The sequence below is a fragment of the Ensifer sp. EB106-03-01-XG145 genome, from assembly GCF_058792075.1.
In genome coordinates this window covers 1,010,255-1,036,506 of record NZ_JBYTEC010000001.1, presented here as the reverse complement: position 1 = coordinate 1,036,506, position 26,252 = coordinate 1,010,255, and the positions used below count along the sequence as shown (strand labels likewise).

29 protein-coding genes are annotated in these 26,252 nt (G+C 62.3%); 19 read left to right on the top strand and 10 right to left on the bottom strand.

Annotated features, from left to right (window positions below):
* The first annotated feature begins 220 nt into the window (after window positions 1-220).
* Window positions 221-2,359 (top strand): inverse autotransporter beta domain-containing protein, encoded by a 2,139-nt coding sequence (locus AC3WWH_RS05040; protein ID WP_058320315.1) that lies wholly within the window; start codon window positions 221-223, stop codon window positions 2,357-2,359.
* A gap of 147 nt (window positions 2,360-2,506) precedes the next feature.
* Here AC3WWH_RS05040 and AC3WWH_RS05035 read toward each other — a convergent pair whose 3' ends face one another.
* Window positions 2,507-2,779, bottom strand: coding sequence for a DUF2798 domain-containing protein (locus tag AC3WWH_RS05035; RefSeq protein WP_058320316.1), 273 nt, complete (start codon window positions 2,777-2,779; stop codon window positions 2,507-2,509).
* Window positions 2,780-2,927: 148 nt separating this feature from the next.
* Between AC3WWH_RS05035 and AC3WWH_RS05030 the strand changes: the two genes are divergently transcribed.
* Complete coding sequence (locus AC3WWH_RS05030) at window positions 2,928-3,848, top strand: LysR family transcriptional regulator (RefSeq protein WP_057250456.1); 921 nt, start codon at window positions 2,928-2,930, stop codon at window positions 3,846-3,848.
* A gap of 25 nt (window positions 3,849-3,873) precedes the next feature.
* On the opposite strand, the gene AC3WWH_RS05025 is transcribed toward AC3WWH_RS05030, so the two are convergent.
* The gene (locus AC3WWH_RS05025; RefSeq protein WP_058320317.1) at window positions 3,874-4,278 is read right to left on the bottom strand and encodes a winged helix-turn-helix transcriptional regulator; all 405 of its coding nucleotides are present in this window, start codon (window positions 4,276-4,278) and stop codon (window positions 3,874-3,876) included.
* Between the two features lie 136 nt (window positions 4,279-4,414).
* On the opposite strand from AC3WWH_RS05025, the gene gstA reads away from it, so the two are divergent.
* The 5 genes from gstA (at window position 4,415) to AC3WWH_RS05000 (ending at window position 8,544) form a co-directional block, all read left to right on the top strand.
* Window positions 4,415-5,029: a glutathione transferase GstA gene (gstA, locus tag AC3WWH_RS05020; RefSeq protein ID WP_058320318.1), complete on the top strand. Its 615-nt coding sequence runs from the start codon at window positions 4,415-4,417 to the stop codon at window positions 5,027-5,029.
* A complete protein-coding gene (locus AC3WWH_RS05015) occupies window positions 5,026-5,421 on the top strand; it encodes a nuclear transport factor 2 family protein (RefSeq protein ID WP_058320319.1) in 396 nt (131 codons plus the stop codon). The genes gstA and AC3WWH_RS05015 overlap by 4 nt, the downstream gene beginning before the upstream one ends.
* Before the next feature lie 10 nt (window positions 5,422-5,431).
* The gene (locus tag AC3WWH_RS05010; RefSeq protein ID WP_058320320.1) at window positions 5,432-5,644 is read left to right on the top strand and encodes a tautomerase family protein; all 213 of its coding nucleotides are present in this window, start codon (window positions 5,432-5,434) and stop codon (window positions 5,642-5,644) included.
* Between the two features lie 147 nt (window positions 5,645-5,791).
* The gene (locus AC3WWH_RS05005; RefSeq protein ID WP_058320321.1) at window positions 5,792-7,900 is read left to right on the top strand and encodes a S9 family peptidase; all 2,109 of its coding nucleotides are present in this window, start codon (window positions 5,792-5,794) and stop codon (window positions 7,898-7,900) included.
* A gap of 125 nt (window positions 7,901-8,025) precedes the next feature.
* Window positions 8,026-8,544 (top strand): DUF1697 domain-containing protein, encoded by a 519-nt coding sequence (locus AC3WWH_RS05000; protein ID WP_058320322.1) that lies wholly within the window; start codon window positions 8,026-8,028, stop codon window positions 8,542-8,544.
* On the opposite strand, the gene AC3WWH_RS04995 is transcribed toward AC3WWH_RS05000, so the two are convergent.
* On the bottom strand, window positions 8,541-9,158 hold the full coding sequence (locus AC3WWH_RS04995; RefSeq protein WP_057250469.1) for a TetR/AcrR family transcriptional regulator: 618 nt from the start codon (window positions 9,156-9,158) through the stop codon (window positions 8,541-8,543). The two genes, AC3WWH_RS05000 and AC3WWH_RS04995, sit on opposite strands and share 4 nt — an antisense overlap.
* Window positions 9,159-9,397: 239 nt before the next feature.
* Between AC3WWH_RS04995 and AC3WWH_RS04990 the strand changes: the two genes are divergently transcribed.
* The 6 genes from AC3WWH_RS04990 to AC3WWH_RS04965 all read left to right on the top strand — a co-directional run bounded on the left by AC3WWH_RS04990 (window position 9,398) and on the right by AC3WWH_RS04965 (window position 17,111).
* On the top strand, window positions 9,398-10,354 hold the full coding sequence (locus tag AC3WWH_RS04990) for a homocysteine S-methyltransferase family protein (RefSeq protein ID WP_057250471.1): 957 nt from the start codon (window positions 9,398-9,400) through the stop codon (window positions 10,352-10,354).
* Between the two features lie 253 nt (window positions 10,355-10,607).
* Window positions 10,608-12,113 carry a protein adenylyltransferase SelO gene (locus AC3WWH_RS04985; RefSeq protein WP_058320517.1) on the top strand — a complete coding sequence of 502 codons (1,506 nt, stop codon included), beginning with the start codon at window positions 10,608-10,610 and terminating at the stop codon, window positions 12,111-12,113.
* 432 nt (window positions 12,114-12,545) lie between these two features.
* Entirely contained in the window at window positions 12,546-14,879 is a 2,334-nt protein-coding gene (locus AC3WWH_RS04980) for a glucose/quinate/shikimate family membrane-bound PQQ-dependent dehydrogenase (RefSeq protein ID WP_373419797.1), read from the top strand.
* Between the two features lie 104 nt (window positions 14,880-14,983).
* Window positions 14,984-15,451, top strand: coding sequence for a hypothetical protein (locus AC3WWH_RS04975; protein ID WP_058320323.1), 468 nt, complete (start codon window positions 14,984-14,986; stop codon window positions 15,449-15,451).
* A 227-nt stretch (window positions 15,452-15,678) separates the two neighbouring features.
* Window positions 15,679-16,560 carry an alpha/beta fold hydrolase gene (locus AC3WWH_RS04970; protein WP_058320324.1) on the top strand — a complete coding sequence of 294 codons (882 nt, stop codon included), beginning with the start codon at window positions 15,679-15,681 and terminating at the stop codon, window positions 16,558-16,560.
* Window positions 16,561-16,697: 137 nt separating this feature from the next.
* Entirely contained in the window at window positions 16,698-17,111 is a 414-nt protein-coding gene (locus AC3WWH_RS04965) for a MerR family transcriptional regulator (protein WP_058320325.1), read from the top strand.
* A 76-nt stretch (window positions 17,112-17,187) separates the two neighbouring features.
* On the opposite strand, the gene AC3WWH_RS04960 is transcribed toward AC3WWH_RS04965, so the two are convergent.
* Window positions 17,188-17,328, bottom strand: a complete 141-nt coding sequence (locus AC3WWH_RS04960; protein ID WP_156432985.1) for a hypothetical protein — start codon at window positions 17,326-17,328, stop codon at window positions 17,188-17,190.
* On the opposite strand from AC3WWH_RS04960, the gene AC3WWH_RS04955 reads away from it, so the two are divergent.
* Both AC3WWH_RS04955 and AC3WWH_RS04950 read left to right on the top strand, forming a co-directional pair.
* The gene (locus AC3WWH_RS04955) at window positions 17,327-17,830 is read left to right on the top strand and encodes a GNAT family N-acetyltransferase (protein ID WP_058320326.1); all 504 of its coding nucleotides are present in this window, start codon (window positions 17,327-17,329) and stop codon (window positions 17,828-17,830) included. The genes AC3WWH_RS04960 and AC3WWH_RS04955 overlap by 2 nt on opposite strands.
* 10 nt (window positions 17,831-17,840) lie before the next feature.
* Window positions 17,841-18,428 carry a DJ-1/PfpI family protein gene (locus tag AC3WWH_RS04950; RefSeq protein WP_058320327.1) on the top strand — a complete coding sequence of 196 codons (588 nt, stop codon included), beginning with the start codon at window positions 17,841-17,843 and terminating at the stop codon, window positions 18,426-18,428.
* Window positions 18,429-18,538: 110 nt separating this feature from the next.
* On the opposite strand, the gene AC3WWH_RS04945 is transcribed toward AC3WWH_RS04950, so the two are convergent.
* From AC3WWH_RS04945 to AC3WWH_RS04930, 4 genes are all read right to left on the bottom strand, one after another.
* On the bottom strand, window positions 18,539-19,213 hold the full coding sequence (locus AC3WWH_RS04945; RefSeq protein ID WP_058320328.1) for a nitroreductase family protein: 675 nt from the start codon (window positions 19,211-19,213) through the stop codon (window positions 18,539-18,541).
* 159 nt (window positions 19,214-19,372) lie between these two features.
* Entirely contained in the window at window positions 19,373-20,287 is a 915-nt protein-coding gene (locus AC3WWH_RS04940) for a cytochrome c (protein ID WP_058320329.1), read from the bottom strand.
* Between the two features lie 109 nt (window positions 20,288-20,396).
* Window positions 20,397-20,843 (bottom strand): c-type cytochrome, encoded by a 447-nt coding sequence (locus tag AC3WWH_RS04935; protein WP_057250485.1) that lies wholly within the window; start codon window positions 20,841-20,843, stop codon window positions 20,397-20,399.
* A gap of 236 nt (window positions 20,844-21,079) precedes the next feature.
* Window positions 21,080-21,712, bottom strand: a complete 633-nt coding sequence (locus tag AC3WWH_RS04930) for a LysE family translocator (protein ID WP_057250487.1) — start codon at window positions 21,710-21,712, stop codon at window positions 21,080-21,082.
* 131 nt (window positions 21,713-21,843) lie between these two features.
* Here AC3WWH_RS04930 and AC3WWH_RS04925 point away from each other — a divergent pair, with 131 nt between their 5' ends.
* Complete coding sequence (locus AC3WWH_RS04925) at window positions 21,844-22,539, top strand: helix-turn-helix transcriptional regulator (RefSeq protein ID WP_113398727.1); 696 nt, start codon at window positions 21,844-21,846, stop codon at window positions 22,537-22,539.
* Between the two features lie 84 nt (window positions 22,540-22,623).
* Here AC3WWH_RS04925 and AC3WWH_RS04920 read toward each other — a convergent pair whose 3' ends face one another.
* On the bottom strand, window positions 22,624-23,226 hold the full coding sequence (locus AC3WWH_RS04920; protein ID WP_057250491.1) for a superoxide dismutase: 603 nt from the start codon (window positions 23,224-23,226) through the stop codon (window positions 22,624-22,626).
* A gap of 219 nt (window positions 23,227-23,445) precedes the next feature.
* Here AC3WWH_RS04920 and AC3WWH_RS04915 point away from each other — a divergent pair, with 219 nt between their 5' ends.
* The 3 genes from AC3WWH_RS04915 (at window position 23,446) to AC3WWH_RS04905 (ending at window position 25,201) form a co-directional block, all read left to right on the top strand.
* Window positions 23,446-23,784: a hypothetical protein gene (locus tag AC3WWH_RS04915; protein ID WP_058320330.1), complete on the top strand. Its 339-nt coding sequence runs from the start codon at window positions 23,446-23,448 to the stop codon at window positions 23,782-23,784.
* Between the two features lie 125 nt (window positions 23,785-23,909).
* Window positions 23,910-24,497, top strand: coding sequence for a TetR/AcrR family transcriptional regulator (locus tag AC3WWH_RS04910; RefSeq protein ID WP_058320331.1), 588 nt, complete (start codon window positions 23,910-23,912; stop codon window positions 24,495-24,497).
* Between the two features lie 188 nt (window positions 24,498-24,685).
* A complete protein-coding gene (locus tag AC3WWH_RS04905; protein ID WP_058320332.1) occupies window positions 24,686-25,201 on the top strand; it encodes a hypothetical protein in 516 nt (171 codons plus the stop codon).
* A 64-nt stretch (window positions 25,202-25,265) separates the two neighbouring features.
* Here the strand turns inward: AC3WWH_RS04905 and AC3WWH_RS04900 are convergent, their stop codons facing one another.
* Complete coding sequence (locus AC3WWH_RS04900) at window positions 25,266-26,147, bottom strand: branched-chain amino acid aminotransferase (RefSeq protein ID WP_113398726.1); 882 nt, start codon at window positions 26,145-26,147, stop codon at window positions 25,266-25,268.
* Window positions 26,148-26,252: the final 105 nt, after the last annotated feature.

The following is a 26,252-nucleotide window of genomic DNA, read 5'->3' as shown; positions in this document are numbered from 1 at the left end:
CCGCCGACTGGCGGGCGGCATGCCGACAGCGAACTATATATTCCTAAAGTTGCGGATGAAGCTTTTTTAGGCCCTGCGTCAACACGTCGCCGGATAGCCGCTGCGTCGTCGATCAATAAACTTGAGTATTTTACTCACATATCTTAACCGCATGTCCAAGTGGCCTCGCCAAAGGCCACATACATGCGGAGTTAATGATATGAAAAATAGGAATATTTTTATGGCTGCCCTGGCAAGCAGCACCCTGCTTTCGAGCCCTGCCCTGGCCGTTGACTTCCGCCCCCAGGCGGAGATCGAAGGCGGCTTCTTCAGTGGTGGTTCGGGTGCCAGTGGCGGCTTTTTCCTGCCCTCCGTGCTCGATTCGGGCAATGCGATTTTCATCGATACACGCGGAGCGATTGAAAATGACTCCGTTCGTCAGGGCTCGATCGGTGCGGGCTATCGCTTCCTCGCCAATGATCAATGGGTGATCGGCGCCTATGGCTATTACGACTATCTGAAGAGCAGCTACGGCAACTCCTTCAGCCAGCTGTCCTTCGGCCTCGAAGCGTTGAGCGGCGACTTTGAAATGCGCAGCAACTTCTATCTGCCGCTGACGAGCGCGAAGACGCTAAACGCTTTCAACACCGCCTACGTGCGCGACCACGTGCTCGTCTTCCAGGAAGGCATGGAACGGGCGCGGCGCGGCATCGATGCCGAAATCGGCGGCCGGCTGCCGGTGTTCGAGGAAGGCTCCAAGGTACAGCTCAAGGTCTTCGGCGGCAGCTACTGGTATGGCGGCCGCAACCTCGACGACATGTTCGGCGCCAAGCTGCGTGCGGAGCTGACCTTCACCGACCTGCCCGGCCTCTCCGAAGGCTCGACGGTTTCGCTCGGCGTCACCGGCACCTATGACAACGAGGACAAGCTCAAGGGCGCCGTCATGGCCCGGCTGCGCATCCCGTTCGGCGCGACCGGTTCGACAGCTGATGCTTTCGACCCGATGACCCAGCGCGTCGAACGCTCGACCCGGATCCGCACTCATGCCGGCGCCACCGGCGACGTCGAGGCGGCGCTGTTCGCCGACAGCGGCCGCAACGCCGGCCGGGTCGTCAGCGTTTCCTCGGCCTCCGGCAATGCCGATGCCATCAATACGCTGATCGGTTCGGCGGGGACGAACGCGCTGATCCTTGCCGACGGCGACCTCGGCCTCGACCGGACGCTGGCCCTTCAGAGCGGCCAGACGCTTCTGGGCGGCGGCGGTGCGCTTGCCGTGCGCGGCGCACGAAGCGGCGCGACGACCACCTTCGTCAATGACGGCGCGGCCACGACGATCACCGGCTACAATCCGGCCCAGGACGTGATCGCCATGGCCAGCGGCAGCACGGTCTCGTCGCTTGCGGTCCGCGGCGGTCTCGCCGGTATCTCGGCGACCGATGCAGCGAACGTGACGATCGACAACGTCGATATTTCCGCTACCAATCACGACGGCATTCGCTTTACGCGGGTCAATGGCGCGCTGGTTCAGGACAGCCGTATCCACGATCTCTTCATCTGCGAAAACAACACGACCTGCGAATTCTCGATCTACAATCCGAACAAGGCGCCCTTTGCCGCCGTCAGCTCCGTCGGAAGCCGCGACGTGACAGTACGCGACACCTCGATCGACAAGGTGACCTACGGCGTCTTTGCCGGCGGCGAATTCAGGAAGGTCGGCCGGACAGACTATGAGCTGGTCACCGGCACGGAAAACGTCACGATCGACAACGTGACGATCAGCAACTCCCGCCGCGAAGGCGTGCTGCTCGTCGCAGGCAAGGATGTCAAACTCGATCGTGTCTCGGTCGACAATTCCAAGCAGGATCGCGACATGGATCTCGTGGTGCTCCAAGGCACTTCGAATGTCGCCATCAACGACATGCGGCTCATGGGCGGCATCAACGGCCTGATGCTCGTTTCCAGCCCCAACCTCGATGCGACGACCACCAACGTCAACGTGAAGGGCCTGACGGTCGACGGCACGCGCAATGCCGGCATTTTCTTCAACCCGGTCTCGGGCATCTCGCTTCAGGACGTTGCCGTTACCAATGCCGGCACCTATGGCGCCTATATCTACGGTAACGAGTACGAGTTCCTGGGAGGACCGGTGCGCGACATCGTGTTGAAGAACATGACGGTCGACAAGGCCGGCAAGGCGGGCCTCTACTTCTCCGGTCCGACCGAGGACATCACGGGCAATGTCAGCGTCACCAACACGCCGAAGGATTGCCTGCTCGACAACGGCTGGTCGGCCGGAACGATCACCCAGTCGCCAGCCTCGGTCCTGACGGTCAACGGCACCAAGCTCGACCAGGGCAACGCCGCGGCCCATTGCCGCTAACGCGCAATCCACGCCCGGACAGCTGGACGTGGCTTCTCTTTTCCCCGATCGGGTTGGCCTATTCCGATCGACGGCACTCAAAGGTGACCGGGTGGTCACCTGCGATGCAGGGGACCGCCCGGCCCGGTTTTCCGGGACGGTGCCCTGTCAGACCGGCAGGCGGCAGACGACGCCGACGAGCCTGGCAACCAGCGGCCGCACAAGAAGCACGCAGATGAAGGCGACGGGCATTGCCAGTCCGTAGGAGCTGAGCACGCGGGCCGGATAACCGGCATCGATGCCTGTGTTGGCGCCGACGATGACGCAGCACATCAGAAACGCCATGATCGCCGACATGAAGAAGGCAAAGGCGACGGGCGCCGCTCGGGGCGGCAACTTGCGGCGACGCGCGATCCGCGGAGCCGATAGGGTGTCTTCCATCAGAAACTCTCCTGAGGTGACCGAGGGGACCATCCCCTCGCTTCGGACCGAACTATACGGATCGGGCTGCGGCGATGTAGGCCATTGCAGCCTCCTTCAGAAATAGGCAAAACCATCGAATATAGAACAATATTCGATGGATGTGGTTATGGACACGCTGCGCGGGGTGGAGAGTTTCGTCAGAAGCGTCGAAGAGGGCAGCATCGCCGCGGCCGCGCGAAAGCTGGGGATCACCCCCGCATCGGCAAGCCAGAACATTGCGCGGCTTGAACGTACGCTCGGCAGTCGGCTGCTCAGCCGGACAACCCGCCAGCTCGGGCTCACCGAGAGCGGCAGAATCTATTACGAGCGGGTACGCGGTGTCGTTCATGAACTGGAGCTTGCAGCCGCTGCCGTCTCGGCGCTCAACGCCGAACCGCGCGGACCGCTCAAGATCGCTTCATCTGTCGCCTTCGGCCGCCATGTCGTGGCACCCCTGGTGCCGTCCTTCGCTGCCAAATATCCCGATGTCTCGATCGAACTCGTCGTCACCGATCGGGAGATCGACCATATCGGCGAAGGGATCGACATCAGCGTGCGCTTCGGTCTGCAACTGGAACAGGGCTTGATCGCCCGCAAGCTTGCTTCCGTGCCGATGATCATCTGCGCCGCGCCATCCTATCTGGAGCGGCGCGGCCGTCCGCAACGGCCGGAAGACCTCATCCACCACGATTGCCTCGTCTATCGCTATGCCGGGCACGGCCGCATCTTTCGCTGGGCATTCACCCGCGACGGCCTGCGCTTCGAGCCGGAACTGAAAGCGACGATCGTCAGCAACGACATCGACACGCTTGCCGAAATGGCGATCGCCGGCGCCGGCATCACCCGCCTCGGAGCCTTTATCGCAGCGCCGCTGATGGAGCGCGGCCTGGTCGTGCCGCTGTTTGGCGGCGCACCTCGCGAAGGCGTTGCCAACACCGACCACGAGCCCTTCGACTTCTATGCCTGCTTTGCCGATCGCCAGGCGGAAACACCGAAGGTTCGGGCGTTCATCGACCATGCGGTGCAGTCGCTCAAGGGCCGGTGGTAGCCGTCACAATCGCCCGGTAGCCACGCTATAAGGCGGGCACCGCCTGCGGGACATTCTGCCGGTCGGCTTCCTCCGCGAGCTTTGCCTCGCGGCGAAGCTTGAGTTTATTGCCGACTTCGACGATCGCATGGATCGCCGGCACGAATTCCTCACCGAGGTCGCTGAGCCTGTATTCGACCGAAGGCGGTGACGTTGGCACGATCCGCCGTTCGATCGCGCCTTTCTCCTCCATCTCCTTCAGTCGTGTGCTCAGCACCTTCGCCGATATCCCGGGGATATCAATCTTGAGCTCACTGAAGCGACGCGGACCGCCGCTCAGATACCAGATGATGTTGGGCGCCCAGGCGCCGCCGAGCATGACCATGCACTCGCCGACCGGGCAGGTAGGCGGCAAGGGGGCGGCCCTATTCTTTCGAATTTTCAAGCTCATGGGCAAAATTCTCCAGTTACCGCGGGGAAACCGGAAACATCGGTAACATAAAGTTATCTCATATACAAAAGTTATCGCCTGAGGTTAGGTTCCGCCCGTCTTCGACAGAGACCACCATTGCAAAAGGAATTTGGCCATGAAGCTTTTTTATGCCCCCGGCGCCTGCTCGCTCTCGCCCCATATCAGCCTGCGCGAGGCCGGCGTCGATTTTGAGATCGTCAAGGTCGACACCACGACCCACCTCACCGAAGGCGGCGCCGATTTCAAGGCGATCAATCCCAAAGGCTATGTGCCGGCGCTGGTGCTGGAAACCGGCGACGTCGTCACTGAGGGTGCGGCCGTCGTGCAATATATTGCCGACCGTTTTCCTGAGGCCGGGCTGGCGCCCGCCAACGGTACGCTGGAGCGCACTCGCCTGCAGGAGCAACTGAACTTCATCGCTTCCGAATTGCACAAGGCGTTCTCGCCACTGTTCAGCAAGACGGCGAGCGCCGACGCAAAGGAAGCCGCCGCAGCGCAGGTCGGCAAACGCCTCGGCAACGTCGAGACGCTGCTATCCGATCGTCGCGCCCATGTGCTCGGAGACGCTTTTTCCGTAGCCGACGCCTATCTCTTCACCGTCGTCAATTGGACGAGCGTCACGGGTATTTCGCTTGGCCCTTGGCCCCACCTGACAGCCTATATGCAGCGGGTCGGCCAGCGCCCCTCCGTGCAGGCGGCAATGAAAGCCGAAGGGCTGATCGCGGCATGAGCGGCTCATCGAACGATCCGCGCTTCGGCGCCGTCATCGAGGTGCTGCAAGGCTACTTCGATGGGCTCTACCGGAGCGACACCGGCCTCCTCAGGCAGGTCTTCCATCCGAAAGCGCTCTACGCCACGGCGACGGATGGTTCCCTGTTCGAGCTCGACATGGAGCGATATTTTCCTGTTGTCGACAAGCGCCCCTCGCCCGCCAGTCGTGGTGAGGTGCGTGCAGACCGGATCCTTTCCATCGAATTTGCGGGACCGGTGGCGGCACTTGCGAAGGTTCAATGCGCTATCGGCGAAAAGGCCTTCACCGATCTTCTGTCTCTTGTCTTCGTCGAAGGACGCTGGCAGATCATCGCCAAGGTCTTCCACTACGACATCAAACCCGCGAAGTAAGGAGGGGCATATGCCTTACGTGAACATCAAGATTACCCGCGAGGGCGCGACCGCCGAGCAGAAGGCCGCCCTGATCAAGGGCGTGTCCGATCTGCTTCAGACCGTACTCAACAAGGATCCCGCCACCACCTTCGTCGTCATAGACGAGGTAGCGCTCGAAGACTGGGGTGTCGGCGGACTGCCGGTTGAGGAATACCGGCGGCAGGCGAAGACGAAAACGTAAGAATGGCAGGGCCTTCCCCCATCTCAAGGGGGAAGGCCGCCTCCAGAGAACGGCGAACGCTCGGCCGCTGCCAGCCTTTGCGCTTGATCCCCATCAGCAGGCTCTCTATCTCATTGTCTCCCGCCGCATTGATCCCGGAGACGCATCTTGTCCGTATTCAGCAACCTCCCCAAAGCTCCCGTCGCCGCAAAAAAGCCGGTGAGCGACACGCGCCACGGCATCACCCGTACCGATGACTATGCCTGGCTGCGCGCCGACAATTGGCAGGCGATGTTCCGCGATCCCTCGATCCTCGATCCGGAAATCCGCAAGCACCTGGAAGCGGAAAACGCCTATATGAACGCGGCCATGGACGACACGAAGGCGCTGCAAAAGGCGTTGTTTGCCGAGATGCGCGGCCGGATCAAGGAAGACGACAGCTCGATACCGGTCAAGGACGGCCCGTTTGCCTATGGCCACGCCTATGTCACCGGCGGCGAGCAGCCGCGTTACTTCCGCATTCCGCGCAACGGCGACCACAAGGACGAGGCGATCCGCCAACTGCTGCTCGACGGCGACAAGGAGGCCGAGGGCAAGGCCTATTTCCGCCTCGCGGGTCTCGACCACTCGACCGACCACAGCCTTGGAATCTGGGGCTATGACGACAAGGGCTCGGAATATTTCACGCTGAGGGTTCGCGATCTCGCCACCGGCGAGGACCTGACCGATATCATCGAGAACACCGGCGGTGGCGGCGCCTGGGCGCCGGACGGCAAAAGCTTCTTCTATACCGTGCTCGACGACAACCACCGGCCTTCGAAGATTTTCCATCACGTGCTCGGCACCAACCAGGCGGACGACCGGCTGGTCTATGAGGAAGCGGATCCGGGGTTCTTCATGTCGGTCGGCGGCTCGCTGCTCGACGACTTCATCTACATCGACATCCATGACCACGAGACGAGCGAATATCGGCTGCTTTCGACCAGCGACCTGACGGCAGAACCGAAGCTCGTCGCCGAGCGCGTCACAGGGCTCGAATACTCGATGACCGAGGGCGGCGACGTCTTCTACATCCTCACCAACGCCGACGGCGCCAAGGACTTCAAGATCTTGGAAGCGCCGGTAAATGCACCGGGCAAAGAGAGCTGGCGCGAGGTGGTGCCGCACAAGCCCGGCACGCTGATCCTCAGCCACATGGCCTATGCCCGTCATCTCGTCTGGCTGCAGCGGCGCGAAGGTCTGCCGGAAATCGTCATCCGCGACCGAAAGACCGGAGAGGAACATGCGATCGCCTTTGCCGAAGAGGCCTATTCGCTCGGCCTATCGGGTGCCGCCGAATACGATACCGACGTCATCCGCTTCTCCTACTCTTCGATGACGACGCCGTCGCAGCTCTTCGACTACGACATGGCGACGCGTCAACGCACGCTGCTGAAGACCCAGGAGGTGCCTTCCGGCCACAACCCGGACGACTATGTCACCCGGCGCGTCTTCGCCCCCTCCTGGGACGGCACTGAAGTGCCGGTGACGCTGCTCTATCGCAAGGACACGCCGCTCGACGGCTCCGCCCCCTGCCTGCTCTATGGCTATGGCGCCTACGGCATCACCATTCCGGCCGGCTTCAACACCAATTGCCTGTCGCTCGCCGATCGCGGCTTCGTCTACGCCATTGCCCACATTCGCGGCGGCAAGGATCGCGGCTTTGCCTGGTACGAAGACGGCAAGATGGCCAAGAAGACCAATACCTTCAAGGATTTCATCGCCGCCGCTGACTATCTGAATCAGCAGAAGTTCACATCCTACGCAAAGATCGTTGCCGAGGGCGGCTCGGCCGGCGGCATGCTGATGGGCGCTATCGCCAACATGGCTCCGGAGAAGTTCACCGGGATCATCGCCGCCGTGCCCTTCGTCGACGTGCTCAACACCATGCTCGACGACACGCTGCCGCTGACCCCGCCGGAATGGCCGGAATGGGGCAACCCGATCGAAAGCCGCGAATTCTACGACATCATCGCCGGCTACTCGCCCTACGACAATGTCGGCGCAAAGTCCTACCCGGCGATCCTCGCGCTCGGTGGCCTCACCGATCCGCGCGTCACCTATTGGGAGCCGGCAAAGTGGGTCGCGCGGCTGCGCGAGAAGACCACCGGCAGCGAACCGATCCTGATGAAGACCAACATGGATGCCGGCCATGGCGGCGCGTCCGGGCGCTTCCAGCGGCTCGAAGAGATCGCCTTCGAGTATGCCTTTGCGATCAAGGTCGCCGGCAGGATGTAACCATTGCGGGATGAGGAAAAGTGTATGCGGTTTTCCGCCCGCATCCCGCTCTAGCTTATGGAATCGATCACGATGGATTTGGGGTCGATCCGACCCAAAATCATCGTGATCTAGGAGGCACTGCCATGCCCGTCCATGTCGCCCTGCTCCGTGCCGTCAATGTCGGCGGCACGACTTCGCTCGCCATGGCAGACCTGAAGGCAATCTGCGAGGGGCTCGGCTTTGCCGACGTCAAGACCTACATCCAGAGCGGCAACGTCCTGTTCCGCTCGGATCTGCCGGCAGCCAAAGCAGCAGCAATGCTGGACGGCGCCCTTCTCGAAAAGTTCGGGAAGGCGCCGGGCGTGATGGTCCGGACCGGCGCACAATTGCAGGCGATCGCCGATCGCGCCCCTTTCCCGGACGCCAAACCCAACCTGCTGCACATCGTGTTCCTCTCGGAGCCCGCACCCGCGGACGCGCTCGACAAGCTTGTCGCCCCGGATGATGAGGAAGTGCGGTTGGCTGGACACGAAATCTACATTCATTTCCCCAATGGCTCGGGACGTTCGAAGCTCAAGCTGCCGGCGGCAAAGGCCGGCACCGCGCGCAACTTCAATACGGTGCGCAAGCTCGCCGCTTTGGCGCTTGAGATGGAAGGTTAGGCGGCGGCCGGCTGGAACAGCAGCCGGACCAGGGATCGGAGTACGAGCAACTGCTGCGGCAGGCTTTCGGGCTGCTTCAGCGCTTTCGACAGGATGATGCCGCCTTCGAGCACGGTCGAAACCATGTCGGCCAATTGATCGACATCCAGCGGTTCGCGGGGCCGATAGACGCGCATGATCTCCGCGAACATCGCGCCGAAGCGTCGACGCCACGCCAACGCCGCCTGCCGGTTGATTTCCTGAATCTCGCGATCGAAGGCGCGCTCCTGGGTACACATCACCGCAACCAGACATCCGGGGTGGCCGTTCGGCAGGTCGGACAGAGTTTCGGACAGCAGTTTCAAACCGAGCAGGAACGCCTGCAGCGGGTCGTCGGCCAACTGATGGGCTCGACCGAAGATCTCATCGTAGATGCGCTCGTCGTTCTCGATGTAGCGTTCGAGCAGCGCCCGGGCGAGTTCGTTCTTGTCACGGAAATGGTAGAAGAACCCGCTCTTGGTAATGCCGATCTCGGCGATCAGTTCGTCGATCGAGGTCGCGCCGAAACCCTTCGCCAGCACCGCCGCCTCCGCGGTGTCGAGGATTCTCGCTCGCGTTTCCTCACCCTTTCGCATTAGCGGCTGCCCTACCATTGGTGCGGTTTCCGACAACGAAGGGGCCATCAGCCGACGACGCCGTGACGGAACCAACGCAGTAAGTGACTGATTTCGCTACAATATGCGGATATATTAGCAATAGTATACCTTAAGTCGTCTAGTTTAGAAGACGATAAAAAGGCAGTAATTTACGTGGTTCTGCGGGATTGGAGGCGTCCCCGAGCCCCATCAGCAAGACTGAACCGGTGGAGACCGACATGGCCAAATACCGACGGAGCCTGCCACTCTTGAAGGGTGGGCTGTTCCTGAGCGACGGCGGCATGGAGACGACGCTGATTTTCCACGAAGGCGTCACGCTTCCACACTTCGCAGCCTTCGTGTTGCTTTCGACCGCCGATGGGCGGCGTCGGTTGCTGAGCTACTACGCGCGCTACCTCGCGATCGCTCAGCAACATGGCATCGGCTTCGTGCTCGATACGCCCACATGGCGGGCAAGCTCGGACTGGGGCGTAAAGCTTGGCTACAATGACGAGGCACTGGCCGTCACAAACCAGAATGCCGTCTACATGCTTGCGGAACTGCGCGGCGAATATGAGCGCCCGCAGGCACCGATCGTGCTCAGCGGGGCGATCGGGCCGCGTGGCGACGGCTACCGCCTGGGCCGTATGAGCCCTGACGAGGCCGAAGACTACCATTCGCCGCAAATCTCGGCCTTTGCCGTCAGCGATGCGGACATGGTGAGCGCCTATACGCTGACTAGCATCGACGAAGCGACCGGCATTGCCCGTGCGGCCCAGAGCCACGGCATGCCCTGCGCCATTTCCTTCACGGTGGAGACAAATGGTCGGCTACCGGACGGCCGCACGCTTCAGACAGCAATCGAGACCGTCGACGCTGCGACCGGCGGCTATCCGCACTACTACATGATCAACTGCGCCCATCCGAGCCACTTCGAAACAATCCTCGACGCCGAAGGCACCTGGACGCAACGCATTGCCGGCATCCGGGCCAACGCCTCGATGATGAGCCATGCTGAACTCGACAATAGCGAAACGCTCGATGCCGGCGATCCCGCCGACCTCGGGCAGCGGTACAGAACACTGACAGCGCATTTGCCACGATTGCGCATCCTCGGTGGCTGCTGCGGCACCGATCATCGCCATATCGCGGCAATCTGCGAGGCCTGCCTTCCACCGACGGCGCTGAGCGCCTGAGGCACGGGGCCTCGCCCTCCCGGCCCTCTCGCGAGTAATCGCGGGAGGGCGCCGCGTTTTTGGGCTCCCGCAAAGCCATAGTGTTAGGGATGAGGAATGCGTGCGCGGCTTTCCGCCCGCATCCCGCTCACTTCCAAGAATCGATCACGATGATTTTTGGCCGCGCCGACCCACAATCATCGTGATCTCGTGTAGACTTGGGCGGAAAGGACGGCCCCGGGTTATCCCGGCAGACGCCGTTGACCGCTTGATCATGAACTACGCTCCCCCCTCACCGACCGGAAATGCTGAAGCCTTTGTCTTCGACAACAGCTATGCGCGGCTGCCACAGCAGTTCTTCGCCCGCGTCGAGCCGACCCCTGTTGCCGAACCCTGGCTGATCAAGCTCAATAAGTCCCTGGCAGAGGAGCTCAGGCTCGACGTCGCCGCACTCGAGCGCGAAGGTGCACAGATCTTCTCCGGAAACCATGTGCCTGTTGGCGCCGAACCGCTTGCCATGGCCTATGCCGGCCATCAGTTCGGCACCTTCGTGCCGCAGCTTGGCGACGGCCGGGCGATCCTGCTCGGCGAAGTGATCGATCGAAACGGAACGCGGCGCGACATTCAGTTGAAGGGACCGGGCCAGACGCCGTTTTCACGCCGTGGCGACGGTCGCGCGGCGCTCGGGCCGGTGCTGCGCGAATATATCGTCAGCGAGGCGATGTTTGCCCTGGGTATCCCGACGACACGGGCGCTGGCGGCCGTCGTCACCGGCCAGCCCGTCTATCGCGAACAGATCCTGCCCGGCGCCATCGTTACGCGCGTTGCCGCGAGCCACATGCGCGTCGGCACCTTCCAGTTCTTCGCTGCGCGCGGCGACATGGCTTCGGTGAAGATCCTCGCCGATTACGCGATAGACCGGCACTATCCCGACATCAAGGACAAGGACCGGCCGTATCTCGCCTTCTTCAAGGCGGTGACCGCGCGCCAGGCGGAGCTGATCGCCCGCTGGTTGCATGTCGGTTTCATCCATGGCGTAATGAACACCGACAACATGACGATATCCGGCGAGACGATCGACTTCGGCCCCTGCGCCTTCATGGACGCCTACGACCCCAGGAAGGTGTTCTCCTCGATCGACCAGATCGGCCGTTATGCCTATGCGAGCCAACCCGGCATCGGCCAGTGGAACCTCGCCCGCCTCGCAGAGACCCTGGTGCCGCTCTTCGACGATAATGCGGACACGGCGGTCGAACTGGCCAACGATGCGCTCGGCGAATACGGCGCAATCTTCCAGCGCCATTGGCTGGACGGCATGCGGGCCAAGATCGGACTGGCCACGAGCGAAGAGAGCGATCTCGATCTCGTGCAATCACTGCTGACCGCCATGCACAAAGGCGAGGCCGATTTCACTCTCACCTTCCGGCGGCTGTGCGACAGTGCCCGCGATCCGGCAGGCGATGCGATGGTCAGCGCTACCTTTGCCTCGGCCGAGGCAATCCAGCCATGGCTTCAGGACTGGCGCCAACGGCTTTCCCGCGAAACGGCAACGCCCGAAGCGCGCTCGGCGGCGATGAAGGCCGTGAACCCCGCCTACATCCCCCGCAATCACCGCATCGAACAGGCGATCGCGGCGGCAACCGACGACGCGGACTTTTCGCTGTTCGAAGCGCTGATCGACGTCACCGCGAAGCCCTCCGAGGATCAACCGCAATTTGCCGCCTACCAGGAGCCGCCAAAGCCCGAAGAGGAAGTGCAGCGAACCTTCTGCGGCACTTGACCGCCGCCTGAAGCAAGCCAGCTGATGCAACGTCGCCTTGAAGCGATCCCGCACAGTTCCTCCGGTATTGATTCACCGAAACGCTCTATCTTCTTGTTTTTGCGCGCTGCGAAGGCAGCGCCGCTTCTCTGGCAGCGGGTTGAGCCGAAGCGCATGTCAGCCTTGCCTTCAGCTACCTCGGCGCCTTGAGCACAACCCCATCGCATACCTCTAAATTTCCGCGCTGCGAAATTGTGGCTATTGAAAGGCAGGTGCGGCGCGTTAGGTGCTACCGGTAAGGGTGCCAAACGCGCCATTCCACGCCAGGCTGCCGCGACGTTGCTTGCGACCGCCAACTCCGAAACCGACCTGTCTCACGCGGCCCCGAACGGGGACCGGCGTTATGGAAAAAACCGTGCCGCGGCACCGTTCTTCAATGCGGGAGTTTCCATCATGCTCATCCTGACGGCCATCGTCTTCGCTCTCATCGGCCTCGTGCTCGGTGGCGGCGGGGCCAAGCTGCTGATACTCGGCGGCAGCCCCTACTACCTCGTCGTCGGTATCGGCTTGCTGCTGACGGCCGTGCTCCTGTTCATGCGGAAATCGGCGGCGATCTGGCTCTATGCGTTCATTATCGTCGGCTCGCTCGGCTGGGCGATCTCGGAAGTCGGCTTCGACTGGTGGCAGCTTGGCCCGCGCGGCGGCGTCATCGTGCTTCTGGGGCTCTGGCTGCTGCTGCCGGCCGTCCGTCAGCCACTCGGCTTCCAGAGCCCTACGGGCGAGCGCTATGCGGTGAGCGCCTGGCCGCTGGCGATCGCCGTACTCATCTCGATCGGCGTGGCGGGCTATGCCCTGATGCTGGATCCGCACGATATCCGAGGCGATCTGCCAAGCGATATCGTTGCCGCCAACCCGCCGCTGGGAGGCTCGGTGCCTCCGGGCGAATGGCATCAATACGGGCGCACGCCGTTCGGTCAAAGGTATTCGCCGCTCAACCAGATCACGCCGGACAATGTCGGCAATCTGAGGGTTGCCTGGCAGTACCAGACCGGCGACGTCAAACGGCCCGACGACGTCGGGGAGACGACCTATCAGGTTACGCCGCTCAAGATCAAAGACACGCTCTATGCCTGCACCCCGCACAACTGGGCGATCGCGCTCGACGCGGCGACCGGCGAGGAGAAATGGAAGTATGATTCCAACTCGGGCATGAACCCCGACCGCCAGCATCAGACCTGCCGCGGCGTCACCTATTGGGCCGACCCGGTTGCCGCGCCGGGCAGCCCCTGCGCCGAGCGGGTCTACCTGCCGACCTCCGATGCGCGCCTGATCGCGCTCGACGCCGCGACCGGCTCCGTCTGCACCAGCTTTGCCGATAACGGCGTGCTGCATCTCGAAACGGGCATGAAGTACAATCCGGCCGGCTACTATTATTCGACGTCACCGCCAGTGGCCGTTGCCGGCAAGCTCATCATCGGCGGCGCCGTCAACGACAACTACTCGACCCAGGAACAATCCGGCGTCATCCGCGCCTTCGATACCAACACCGGCGCACTGATCTGGAACTGGGATAGCGGCAATCCGGATGTGACGACGCCCCTTCCCGAGGGCCAAACCTACACGACCAACTCGCCAAACAGCTGGTCGGTGTTCAGCTATGACGAGGGCCTCGGCCTCGTCTACATCCCCATGGGCAACCAGGTGCCGGACCAACTGGGCATGGGCCGCAGCGAGCACGTCGAGAAATATTCGTCCTCAATCGTTGCACTCGACATCAACTCAGGCGCCGTGCGCTGGGTCCGGCAGACCGTACATCACGATCTCTGGGACATGGACGTGCCGGCGCAGCCGGCCCTGCTCGACATCACCAAGGAAGACGGCACCGTGGTGCCGGCGGTGGTCGGGCCGACGAAGCAGGGCGATATCTACGTGCTCGACCGCAGGAGCGGCGAACCGATCATCCCCGTTGAGGAGGTTCAGGCCCCGGGCGGAGCGATCCCTGAGGATTTCACCGCGCCGACGCAGCCGGTCTCCGGCCTCACCTTCATGCCTGCGCCGCTGCAGGAGAAGGACATGTGGGGCGTCACGCTCTTCGACCAGCTTGCCTGCCGCATCGCCTTCCGGTCGCTGAAATACGAGGGGCGCTACACGCCGCCGTCGATCGAAGGAACGCTCGTCTATCCCGGCAACTTCGGCACCTTCAATTGGGGCTCCGTCGCCGTCGATCCGGAACGTCAGGTGATGTTCGGCATGCCGACCTACCTTGCCTTCACCTCGCGTCTCGTGCCTCGCGATCACGTTCCGCCAAAGGGACAGGACGAGAAGGGGTCGGAACAGGGCCTCAACCGCAACGACGGCGCGCCCTATGGTGTCTTCATGGGCCCCTTCCTCGGGCCGCTCGGCATTCCCTGCCAGGCGCCGCCATGGGGTTATGTCGCCGGCGCGGATCTTCGAACCGGCAAGATCGCCTACAAGCACAAGAATGGCACCGTCGAGGACATGACGCCGCTGCCATTGCCGTTCAAGGTGGGCGTGCCAGGCATCGGCGGACCAATGATCACCAAGGGCGGCCTCGCCTTCCTTGGCGCCGCGGTCGACGACTATCTGCGCGCCTATGACCTGACGACCGGCCGCCAGCTCTGGGAGGCACGCCTGCCCGCCGGCGGCCAGTCGACACCGATGAGCTATGCGGTCGGCGACAAGCAGTATGTGCTGATCGTCGCCGGCGGTCACGGTTCGGTCGGCACCAGGCCAGGCGATTACATCATCGCCTACACCCTGCCTTGAGGCGCGAGAATCATCCCTAACTCTCGCTAGAAGGTTGCAGCGGCAAGCTCCGCGCAAGCCGGCAAAAGCAGCTTCCCCCGGACGACAGATTCCGGGGGATTCCCATGAAGATCGACAACAGCATCTCGAACTACTACTTCTCCCAGCGCCGCCAGCAGATGGGTACGGTTTCGCCGATCGAAGAGACCGGCACCGACGCGCGCCCGCGCCAAGCCCCGACGATTGCGCCGCCGTCGACCTCGAACGCGCTCTCCAACGCGCTGTGGGCGACCGCGACCCGCGACGAAACCGGTACCGCCTCGATCACGGACAAGGAAGGGGCGGCGCCCTCGGGCAACTCGGTCAGCGACGAGTTCCTGAAGCGGGCGAAGATGAGCCTGGCAGAACAGATCCGCGCGCAGATCCTGGAGTCGCTAGGTCTCAGCGAGGAAGACCTCAAGGCGATGGATTCCGAGCAGCGCAAGGCCGTCGAAGACGAAATCCGCCAGGCGATCGAACGTGCGATGAGTGTCGAAAAGCAACGCGATAACGCGGCCACCGACATTGCCGATAGCGCAAGTGACGCCCTCTAAAAAGGCGGCACTGCCGGACGGACTTGTCTCGTTCCGGCAATGGATGATATCCAGCCCTCCTCAAGAGAGGACCAAGATCCGTGCGCCTGATCCGCTAGCGACGTTCATCGCCAGAAAATTCACCGAGCCGGGCCGCCCTTCGGCGGCTTTTGGCATGGCATTTTTCCGGCCGCATGAACGCCTAACATTGACATGACCGTTCACCGGCCATCGCTGGGATCATCTACATGACAACCAAAGACGGAATCATTTCCGAAACCGGCAGCCTTCGCGCCGGCCCCTTCGACCTTGGCTATGCGATCGAGGGTAGCGGCACGCCGCTGCTCGTCGTCGGCAGTGCCATCTATTATCCGCGCACCTTCTCAAGGGCGCTTCGCGAAAAGCTGCGGCTGGTCTTCATCGACCATCGCGGCTTCGCGCCCGCATGGACGAAATATACCGCCGGCGACATCGGCTTCGAGACGGTGCTCGACGACCTCGACCGGCTGCGCGCGCATCTCGGTCTCGAGCGGTTTGCCATCCTCGGTCATTCCGGCCACGGCTACATGGCGCTCGAATATGCCAAACGGCACCCGGAGCGCATCAGCCATGTGGTTATGGTCGGGACCGGCCCGAACCATTCGGCCCGCCACATGGCGCTCGCCGACCGGATCTGGGAGGAGACCGTCTCGCCCGAGCGTAAGGCGATCTTCGAACGGGAAATGGCCAAGCTTGGTGCCGACATCGCCGCGCGGCCGGAGGAGCGGTTCAAATCGCTGCTGATCCGGCTTGGCGCGAAGAGCTGGCATCAGCCGGACTTCGACGCGGCGTCGCTTTGGCTAGATGTCACCGTCAACAACGCGGTCTTCGATCATCTCTGGGGAGAGGTCTTTCGCGACATCGATATCCGCAAGGGGTTGAACGCGCTGACGGCACCTGTGCTGCTTGCACTTGGCCGATCGGATTATCTCGTCGTGCCGGCCTCCACCTGGGACGAGTACCGGGAGGACTTCGCGGACCTGACGGTGCAAACCTTCGAGAAGAGCGGCCACACACCGCAACTGGAGGAAAGCGATCTCTTCGATGAGGTCTTGCTCTCGTTCCTCGGTAACAAACCTGACTGCGGCTGAGCCGGGCCAGCATTGCTGCCGGGGCCACAGTCTCGGCATTCGGGAAGGGCCTAGATAGGCCCTTCCCTCCCACTGCCATTGACACAAGGCAGCGCACAACTATCTATTGCTCTAGAAGCTATAGGTTTGAGGCAGACATGTATTCCATCGGCGATCTCTCGCGGCGCACCGGCGTCAAGATTCCGACCATTCGCTATTACGAGCAGATGGGGCTGATCGCGGCACCCGAGCGTTCCGAAGGCAACCAGCGGCGCTACGAGAGAAGCGAACTCGAGCGGCTTGCCTTCATCCGCCACGCACGCGATCTCGGCCTGTCGATCGATTCGATCCGGGATCTCCTCGCCCTCAGCCAGCATCCGGAGCGGCCGTGCGGCGAGGCCGACCGGATTGCAACCGAGCACCTGGCAACCGTGCGCGAGAAAATCGCCCAACTAAAAAAACTGGAACACGAGCTTGAACGGATCGTCGCCTGCGACGGCAATCACACCGTGGGCGACTGCTACGTGATCCGGGCATTGGCCGACCACTCGATGTGCGAGAGCGAGCACTGAGATTGCGGACGATATTCGATCGCGCCCAAAATCCCCGTTGACAATATCGCGAAAACGGACAATCTAGCGCCCATGATCAAGAACGCACCCATTTGCCGCGCGTATTTTTGGCTGTTCCGATAGGAGCGGCCTGCTGATCATATTCAACAAGGCCGCCATCAGGCGGCTTTTGTTTTTCCGGCTCCTGATGGCGAGAAAACCCGAGGAGCCAAGACATGCTACAGACCGCCATCCCTACCCTTCATCCGGTGCCGTCGGCACGGCCACCGATGGTCACGATCCGCTGCGCCAAGCAGCGCGACCTGCCGGAACTGCGCGAGATGATCGCCGAGCTTGCCGCCCACCACGGCGATGCCGCGCCGATCACGCCCGAACAGCTCGAACGCGATCTCTTCGGCCGCACGCCCTGGATCACGGCGCTCGTCGCCGAGGCCGGCAACCGCCTGATCGGTTACGCGATTCTTGTGCCGATCTACCGGGCTGCCGAAGGCGCACGCGGCATGGAACTGCATCACCTTTTCGTTCGCCCTGAAAGCCGCGGCACCGGCATCGGCCGTCACCTCGTTGCCAAGGCGCGCGAGCAGGCGAAGATGGCCGGCTGCGACTTCCTTTCGGTCAGCGCCGCCACGGGCAATTTCCAGGCGCATCATTTCTACGAATCCGAACGCTTCGTGCCTCGCCCGGTGACCGGCATGCGCTATATGCAAAAGCTTGGATGAGGACGGACCGATGCGTCTTGCAATCGTGCTCTGTGAAGGCTTCGCCGATTGGGAATGTGCGCTGTTGATGGCGGCGGCGCGCACCCATCTCGGCATCGACGTCGAGGTCGCCACCGCCGACGGCGCACGCGTGACGTCGATGGGCGGGCTCGACGTCTCGGCGCATCTGTCGGTCGACGCGCTCGATCCTGCAGGCTTCGACGGCTTGGTGATCTGCGGCGGATCGATCTGGGACACGAATGAGGCTCCTGATCTCTCGACAACGATCCGTGCTTTCGATCGCGACAGGCGGGTGGTCGCGGCCATCTGCGGCGGCGTCAATGCGCTCGCCACAGGCGGTCTTCTCAACGGCATCGACCACACCGGCAACAGCGCCGAAAGCCTTGCAGCGCTGCCCGGCTATCGCGGTGGGCCGCACTATCGCGATCAGTCGCAGGCACTGCGCAGCGGCCACGTCGTCACTGCCGCCGGAACCGCGCCGATCAGTTTTGCCGGCGAGATCCTGCACGGACTTGGCCTTGGCTCGACGGAACTCGACGGCTTTCTCGCGCTCTACGGACACGAGCATCGGACGAATGAAAGCGGCAGCGTCGGCTGAGACTTGCGCTAGAGCGCTGTGCGTTCTTATGAACGCAAAAAGGTCGCTCTAGCACTTTGATTCTAGAGCATCTTTCTGCCCACAGCGATTCCACTTGAGGGCAGGATGCTCTAGAGCCAGTTCGAGATCTGATCGAGCAGCTTTTTCACCTTGCCGGCGACCGGAACGGTCGCATCTGGGGCGGGATAACCGACAACCAGGATCAGGAACGGCTTTTCACTTTCCGGTCGGCCGCAGATCTCGTTGAGGAAACTCATTGGCGCCGGTGTATGGGTGAGTGTCGCGAGCCCGGCATGATGCAGCGCCGTGATCAGGATACCCGTGGCGATGCCGACACTTTCGTTGATGTAGTAGTTCTTCTTCAGGTCGCCCGGATTGGGGCCGCCGCGCTTCTGCGAGAATATGACGATCAGGTAGGGAGCGGTCTCAAGGAAAGGTTTGTCCTCGTCCGTGCCGAGCGGCGCCAATGCGTCGAGCCATTCCTGCGGTGCCTTATCCCGATAAAAGATGCGCTCTTCCTCTTCCGCCGCGCGGCGCACCTCGGCCTTGATCGCGGCGCTCTCGATGACCGTGAAATGCCAGGGCTGATGATTGGCACCACTCGGCGCCGTGCCGGCCGCCTTCAGACAGGTTTCGATCACCTCCCGCGGCACGGCGCGATCGCGGAAATAGCGTGTGGTGCGCCGACGGTTGATCTCGTCGTAGAAGTCGGCGGCACGCGTCGCCATCTCCTCGGGGCTGCGCTCGATCCACTGGTCATAGGGCACGGTTTCGTGTGGGCGCATTCAGTCTCCTCCTCGTTGTCCTGCAGCAACGCGCGCGCCTCTCGACGCACAACGGTCGCTGCAGCACTTTGAATTCCTGCATGTTTTTCCCCTCAACCGGTGACGATCGGGGAAAGCATGCAGAAGGAGTTGAGCGCGCCTCGACGCGAAGATCAAGGGTCAGAGCGCCGGGACCGCCTTGAGATAGGCGGCAATCGCCTCCCGGTCGGCCGGCGTCAGTTTCGCCATGTTCTTCTGCACCTCGACCATCGAGCCGCCGACGGAATCGAATTCCGGCGTGAAGCCGGTTTCCAGATAGGAGGCGATATCCGATGCACTCCAGCCGCCGATGCTCTTGGAACCGGGCGTGATGTCGGGGATGCGGCCCTGGCCCTCCGGATTCGGCGCGCCGGCCAGCCACTGATTGGGCTCGAAACCGCCAATCGCATTACGGGGCGTATGGCACTCGCCGCAATGGCCCGGCCCCTCGACGAGATACTGGCCGCGGGCAAGCTTTGGATCGTTGGCGTCCACCGCGACACGGGGCTTGTCTGTCAGGAACAGCAGCTTCCAGCCGCCCAATGCCACCCGCATGTTGTAGGGGAACGGCAGTTCGTGCGGCGGCGCCACGTCCGCGCTCTTCGGCAGGGTCTTCATGAAACCCCAGAGATCGTTGACGTCCTTGGTCGTCATGCGCGTATAGGAGCCATAGGGGAAGGACGGATAGAGATGCTCGCCGTTGCGTCCCACGCCGCGGGTCATCGCATTGCCGAAGTCCGCAAGCGTCCACCCGCCGATGCCGGCGGTCTCGTCAGGCGAGATGTTCGGCGCATGGAAGGTTCCGAACGGGCTCTTCAACGGGGCGCCGCCGGAAAGAACGAGACGAGCGTCACCTTCGGCGCCCCGCTTGGCGTGACAGCTCACGCAGCCGCCGGCCCAGAAAACCTGTTCGCCGTTGGCAAGATCCGGTTCCCCGAGCCCCTCCCAATGAGACGCACTCCACGGCGCCGGCTTCGTCAGCCACCAGAAGGCTGCTCCACCCACGACGCCCAGCACCACAAGACCCGAAATCAGCTTTCTCGTGCGACGCCCCATTGTCACCCCTCATGCCTAGCCGCAGGCGGGCCGGCTCTAAATGCAGATAGAGGCACGCGGCTCGAAGTCGCGTGCCTCCCTAGTCAACATGATGCGACGTCGCCGCCCCTTAATCCTTCTTCAGGCGATAGCTCTCATGACAGCTGCCGCAGTCCTTGCCGATGCCGCCAAGGGCCGCGCCGACTCCGGCCTGGTCAGCCGGGAGCTGTGCCAGAACCGTCGCGGTATCCGTGCCGAGCTTGGCGGCCTTGGCCTTGAAGTCATCCATGTTTACCCAGATCTTCGGGCTCGCCTCGGTCTCATGCCCCGTCTCCGAACCGGCCGGGAAATGGTCAGGGAAGGTCTTTATCGTTTCGCTGATCGTCGTCAGCGACGCTTTGACGACCTCGGCGTCATAGGGTTTCTCACCTTTGGCGATGCCGGCAAGCGCGCCGGTCGCCGCACCCACCTTTTTCATCAGCTGCTGACGAACCACCTGCGGCTCGTCGGCTGCCGTGACGGCAGTAACCCCCAGGCCCGCAAGAGCGGCAGCCAACATCAGTGCGCGTATTTTCATCAGGTTCTCCCGGTCAATCAAATCTGTTTGGCGAATCTGCCTGGCAAGCCTTCATGTCCAATGCGCCGGCATGATGTCATCTTGATTATTCTGCGGAAGTAACATTTTTTTGATGTGCTTGTTACGACAGCAGAATTTCCAATGATCGCCTCGTATTTCCGGGATTTCGACCGGTCAGAAGTATAAATATGACATTTATAATCATGTTTATACTTCACTCGCGGCCACGATGGACATCAGTTCGCCCAGCCCTGCCAGATGGTGAACGCCGCGACCAGAATGAGCACCACGCCGGCGGCGCGGCCGATCCACATCGTTGCGCCGGGGCTGCCAACCAGGAAATCACGACCGCGGCCGGCGGCAAGCGCTAGGCCGCCATAGATCGCGAGCTGCGTTGTCGCGATCATTGCGGCCATGACCAGAGCCTGCGACCAGATCGGCCCAAACTGGGGTTTGAGGAACTGCGGATAGACCGCCAGCATGAAGAGATAGGCCTTGGGGTTCATCAGGCTCGTCAGCGCACCCTGCCGGAAACTCGCCCAGCGCGAGAGCTTCCCCGAGCCTTCGATGCCGCCGATGGTGATCGAACTCCTGACGAGCGAAAAGCCGATCCAGGCGATATAGGCAGCACCGGCGACGAGCAGCACGTTGAAGAGACCAGGCACCAGATGCAGAATGACGCTGACCCCGAGCGCCGCATAGAGCGTGTGCAGCACGCCGCCCGCCATGATGCCGGCCGTCGCCGACAGGCCGGAGGCTCGGCCACCGGTCAGCGAGTTCGCCAGAACGAAGACCATGTCCATGCCCGGCACGATGATGATGCCGAACAGCAAGGTGAAGAAGAGCCAGAGATTTTCCGTGTAGGTCATGTCAGTTGTCCGTCGTCCGATTTTTCATTTCTCAAGACGAATTGCTGTTTTTTCAATTCGTTGGCTGATGGTATAAATCCGGGCAACTGACAAGGTATTGTCAGGAGCGTTGACGACGGGAGCGGTTTTCGATGCGCAAGGCGTCACGGCTTTTCGAGATCATCCAGATCCTCAGGCTTGCGCGAAAGCCGGTGACGGGCGCGCAGATGGCCGAGACGCTGGAGGTGACGGTGCGCTCGATCTACCGCGATATCGCAGCACTTCAGGCGATGCGGGTGCCGATCGAGGGCGGCCGCGGCATCGGCTATATCCTCAGGCCCGGTTTCGACCTGCCGCCGCTGATGTTCTCGATCGAAGAAACGGAAGCGATCGCCGTGGCGCTGGCGCTGCTGTCGCGGACCGGCGACGAAGAACTGAAGGCGGCAGCCGGCCGCGTCAACAAGAAGATCACAGCCGCGGTGCCCGAGCCGCTCCGGCTCGCCTTCCGTTCCCAGGCGCTGCATGCCTGGGGAACGATCGCCCCCTCGCCCGCCGGCATCGATCTCGCCTTGGTGCGCCGGGCGATCCGCGACGAGCAGAAGCTCGAACTCAACTATCGCGACGAACTCGGCCGCGCGACGGAACGGATGATCAGGCCGGTGGCGCTGATCTATTATTCGGAAACCGCCAACATCGTTGCCTGGTGCGAATTGCGGCAGGCGATCCGCAATTTCCGCGCCGACCGCGTCGAACATTGCGAAGCCGCCGACGCCTATTTCCCGGGCGAAGGCAACCGCCTGAGGGAACTCTGGGTCAGCGGCTGGAAAACGCCACCGACCGCGGCCTGATGCATCTATCGCCGGAGCGCAGCCCAAATGAAAAGACCCGGCGCAAGCGCCGGGTCCAAACGTCATGCACCGAAAACGAGCGCCTTACTTGGCCGCGGCTTCGTACATTTCGAGCACGTAGTCCCAATTGATCAGGCTGTCGACGAAGGCTTCGAGGTACTTCGGACGGGCGTTGCGGTAGTCGATGTAATAGGAGTGTTCCCAGACATCGACGCCGAGGATCGGCGAAGCACCGTGAACGAGCGGGTTTTCGCCGTTCGGGGTCTTAGAGATCTCAAGCTTGCCGTTCTTGACCGAGAGCCATGCCCAGCCCGAGCCGAACTGGCCGGTGCCGGCAGCGATGAAATCGGCGCGGAACTTGTCGTAGCCGCCGAGGTCGGACTTGATGGCCGCGTCGAGCTTGGCCGGCAGGCTGGTGCCGCCGCCGCCCTTCTTCATCCATTTCCAGAAGTGGATATGGTTGTAGTGCTGGCCGGCATTGTTGAACAGCGGCTGGTTGGTGCCGTAGGACTTCTTGACGACTTCCTCGAGCGACAGGTCGGCAAGGCCGGCTTCTTCAGCAAGCTTGTTGCCGTTGGTCACGTAAGCGAGGTGATGCTTGTCGTGGTGGTATTCGAGCGTCTCGCGCGACATGTAGGGCGCCAGCGCATCGTAATCGTAGGGAAGGTTCGGCAATTCGAAAGCCATGTGGGCATCTCCTCTTGGCATGGGATTTCGTCAGGTAAATCTGTGAGCGGGAACATAGGCACCAGCCCCCATGGAGGCAACCGATGCAATGCCAATTTTTCCTCAACCCACGGAATATACTTTCAACATCATTTTGAAAGCATGACACTTTCGAGCACATTGACGCCACGGTTTGCTTGCAGCCTCGCCGCTCTTGCAATCATGCAATAAGGATCACCCATGCCACAGCGCTTGCTCCCCGCTCTCGTTCTCTCCACTGCTGCGGCCTTCACCGCATCCGGTGCCGCGGCCTCTTCCGGCGATGCGTGGGAGACGTTCCGGGCAGAGGTTTCGAAGAAGTGCCTGGCGGCCGCCACCTCCCTGCAAAAGGCCAGCGCCGTCGTCGATCCCTTCGGCTCCGAGAGCTTCGGTCTGGCGCTGGTGATCGGTACGCCAAAGGGCTCCAAGGCCGCAGTCACGCAGATCTGCGTCTTCGACAAGAAAAAGAAGACGGTCGAACTCGGCGGCGAGCTTGCGCCCGACACGGTGAAAGTGGGCGTGCCGACAAAGAAGAAATAGCCGAGAGCCGACCTGGACCACGAGCTGCCTGCCGTTTGCAGCCAGCTGCCGTCAGCCACAATGAGCTGCGAATCGACGGCCGCTCGTCGCTTGAGCTTCAACCGACCCGTTGATAAGTCTTGGTCATGGTGAGCGATACCTATGTGAGGATCCTGGACTCAGCCGAACACCTCATGGTGTCGCGGGGCTACAACGCGTTCAGCTATGCCGACATCTCGGGCGAACTGGGCGTCGGCAAGGCGACCATCCACCATCACTTCCCGACCAAGGCTGGCCTTGCGGCTATGGTGCTTGCTCGCTACCGCAAGAGCAATCGGCGCCACGTCGAGGGATTGTTTGCCGCCGTCAGCGATCCGGTCGCGCGGCTTGAAGCCTATGTCGGCTACTGGGAAGACTGTATCGCCAGGCAGGATTTGCCCTTCTGCATTGGCGCCCTGCTCGCCTCGGAGTTACCCTCGCTGCCGGACGCTGTCGTTCAGCAGGTACGCGGTCATTTTGCCGACCTTTCCGGCTGGCTCGGCGCAGTGATCGAGGACGGCGTGGTCAGCGGGCATCTGAAGGCGGTGCGAGGGCCGAAGGCAGAGGCCGAGACCCTGATGGCCACCGTCCATGGTGCGATGCTTGCCGCGCGCGTCGCCGGTTCCGATCCGGCCGTTTTTTCCGCGATCGCCCGGCCCGCATTGGACCGGCTCAAGCCGACAGTCGAAGCTTGATCGCCGACCCGAAAGCGCCGGCGATGGAACGAGCATGTGCAGGACGCTGTTCCCGCGGGAACGGTGGACTGTGCAGACCCGCGCTAAAAATCAAAACCAACGGACGCGATGGGCAGCTAAATCCATCGCGTCTCTTTTTCGCCAAGTTACCGACCAACTAGTCGGTCGAAATCTGAAGGAGTAAGCTCATGGCAAATCCGCTTTCCACGCTCGGCATCATTCATACCGCAATCAGCCTCGCGCCCGTCGTTGCCGGCCTCTACGGCTTTGCCCGCTACGGCGCGATCGTGCCCGCCACCCGATCCGGCAAGATCTACCTCGCCACGCTCGTCCTGGCGGTCCTGACCGCTGCCGGGCTTTCAAGCACCGGCGGCTTCAACGAGGGTCATGCGCTTGGCATCGTGACGCTGGCGGTCATCGTCGGCAGCTTGGCGATCGAACGGTTGGCCTTCGTTGGCCGCCTGAAACCCTATCTGACGACGTTGGGCTTCTCCTTCAGCTATTTCCTGCTGATCGTGCCGGCAATCGCCGAGACGCTGAAGCGCCTGCCCGCCTCGCAACCGCTTGCCAGCGGGCCGGAATCGCCGATCGTGCAAACGACGCTGCTTGCCTGGCTGGTCATCTTCCTGGCAGGCTTGTCGGTCCAGGCCTACCTGATCCACAAGCGCGCCTTGGTCAGGGCGCGCGCTCCCCGCTCGTACTGAGTGCCCGAACCGACAGCCATTTTGCCCCAGCGCCGAGCGCCGGGGCATTGCATGTGAGCGTGCGTCAGACGTCGCGGACTGCGTGCGCCCAATCCATATAGAGATCGCGCGCCTTGGCGGCGACCGGACCGGCCTGCAGGTCTCGGCTTTCGAGGCGCGTGACCGGCAGCACCTTGGAATAGTTGCCCGTGGTGAAGATCTCGTCGGCCGTTTCGAAGTCGGCCATGGTCAGTGTCGCCTCGACCACTTCGAAACCGGCTTCGCGCAGGAGCGTCATCACGCGGAAGCGGGTGATGCCGGCGAGGAAGGTGCGGTTGGCGGCCGGCGTATAGACGACGCCGTCCTTGACCAGGAAGACGTTGGAAGAGCCGGTCTCGGCGATGTTGCCGAGCATGTCGCGCACCAGCGCATTGTCGAAGCCCCGCGAGCGGGCTTCGGTCAGGACGCGCGCATTGTTTGGATAGAGGCAGCCGGCCTTGGCATCGGTCGGCATCGATTCCAGCGTCGGTCGGCGGAAGGGCGAGAGCGTCAGCGACGAGCCGCCATGGCCGTTGCCCATCGGCGCCTCGAACAGGCAGAGCGCGAAACGGGTCGATTCCGGGTCGATGGCGACGACCCCGGCAGCGCCGTGCTCGGCCCAATACATCGGCTTCACATAGAGCGCTGTCTTGCCGTCGAACTTCTTGGCACCCTCCCAGGTCAGCGCTTCGATCTCTTCCGCTGCCATCGTCGGCTTCAGACCAAGCGCCGTCGCCGAGCGGTTGACGCGCTGGCAATGCAGATCAAGGTCGGGCGCAACGCCGTCGAAGACGCGGGCGCCGTCAAACACCGTCGAACCCAGCCACATCGCGTGCGAGGTCGGGCCGATCAGCGGCGGGTTGCCCGAGAGCCATTCGCCATCGACATAGGTCCAGGTCACTGAGCGGGGGGATGTATCGACGGCCATCGGCGTCTCCTTCAGGTTTTTTGTTCTGCTTGTTCGGCATAACCCGAAAAAACAGCATCGTGGTGAATGGGTATATCAAAAAATGTCATGGCGGCCATTCTGGTA